General features: G+C 61.8%; 2 protein-coding genes. One reads left to right on the top strand and one right to left on the bottom strand.

The window, feature by feature from the left end:
• Positions 1–34: 34 nt before the first annotated feature.
• Complete coding sequence (gene argC, locus B3V69_RS17125) at positions 35–970, bottom strand: N-acetyl-gamma-glutamyl-phosphate reductase (RefSeq protein ID WP_296448207.1); 936 nt, start codon at positions 968–970, stop codon at positions 35–37.
• A gap of 160 nt (positions 971–1,130) precedes the next feature.
• On the opposite strand from argC, the gene B3V69_RS17120 reads away from it, so the two are divergent.
• A partial coding sequence (locus tag B3V69_RS17120) for an ATP-grasp domain-containing protein (protein ID WP_349679230.1) occupies positions 1,131–1,342 on the top strand: 212 nt, incomplete at its 3' end.

Below are 1,342 nucleotides of genomic sequence, written 5' to 3'. Positions count from 1 at the left end.
TATAGCTATAACTAATATAGCAAACGACAGTCAGTCATAGCCCCAGCATCAGCTTGAGGTTTTGCACTGCGGCGCCGCTCGCGCCTTTGCCCAGGTTGTCGAGCCGGGCCACCAGCACGGCGTGGCGAAAGCCATCGTCGGCGCCCGGGTTGGCGAACACGCGCAGCTCCATCCGGTTGGTGTCGACCAGCGCCAGCGCATCGAGCGTGTTGTCGGCTGTGGCCGGTTGCACACTGACCCATTCGCTGCCGGCATAGTGTTTGACCAGCGCTTCATGCAAGTCCTGCGCCGTGGGTTGCCCCGGCAGCAGGTCCAGATCCAGCGGCAACTGCACCAGCATGCCCTGTTTGAAATTGCCGACCGAGGGGATGAACACCGGGCGCCGCGTCAAGCCGGTGTAGGCCATGATCTCAGGCAGGTGCTTGTGCTTCAAACCCAGGGCGTACAGCTCGAAAGCGGGCGCCTTGCCTGTTTCATAGGCCTCGATCATGCTGCGCCCGCCGCCCGAATAGCCGCTGACGGCCGGCAAGGTCAACGGGAAATCGGGCGGGATCAGACCGGCATCAATGAGCGGGCGAATCAGCGCGATGGCGCCGGTCGCATAGCAGCCCGGGTTGGCAACGCGGCGTGATTGTGCGACCGCTTGCGCGTGCCCGGCAATGAGCTCGGGAAAGCCGAACACCCATCCCGGCGCGGTGCGGTGAGCCGTCGAGGCGTCAATGATCTTGGGGCCAATTTGACCTGTAGCCTTCGCCATGTCGTCGATCATTGCTACCGATTCAATAGCGGCGTCGTCGTGCAGGCAGAGCACCACCAGATCCACTTGCGACATCAACGCGCGTTTGGCCGAGGCGTCTTTGCGCCGCTCGGGGGCGATGCTGAGCAGCTCAATGCCGGGCATGGATTGCAGCCGCTCGCGAATCTGAAGGCCGGTGGTGCCGGCTTCGCCGTCAATGAATATCTTGTGCATGGTGAGCGCCAGTCAGCGTTTGTAAAGAGGCTCGGTGAGCCAGGTCAAAGTTTGGTGCGTTGCAACATGATACAGTCCGAGGCTGCGTTGTCCAGTGCCTGCCGTCGAGCGGTCTAGCTTTGCGGCCGGATAAAAACTATCCCCTCCCGAGAGAGTCCTCATGAAGATTCACGAATACCAAGGCAAGGAAATCTTGCGTCAATTTGGTGTGCCGGTGCCTCGCGGCATTCCGGCGTTCACCGTTCAAGAAGCGGTGGAAGCCGCCCAAAAGCTGGGTGGCCCGGTGTGGGTCGTCAAGGCGCAAATTCACGCGGGTGGCCGCGGCAAGGGCGGCGGCGTCAAGCTGGCCCGCTCGATCGACGAGGTCAAAAA

This window comes from Rhodoferax sp. UBA5149 (genome assembly GCF_002413825.1).
Lineage (GTDB): Bacteria > Pseudomonadota > Gammaproteobacteria > Burkholderiales > Burkholderiaceae_C > Rhodoferax.
The sequence above is the reverse complement of the archived record's forward strand: the minus strand, read 5'-3'. Positions and strand labels throughout refer to the sequence as shown.

Bases quoted from the DNA above. Each gene is read 5' to 3' on its own strand.
- argC (WP_296448207.1), bottom strand. From the start codon at position 970: ATGCACAAGATATTCATTGACGGCGAAGCCGGCACCACCGGCCTTCAG.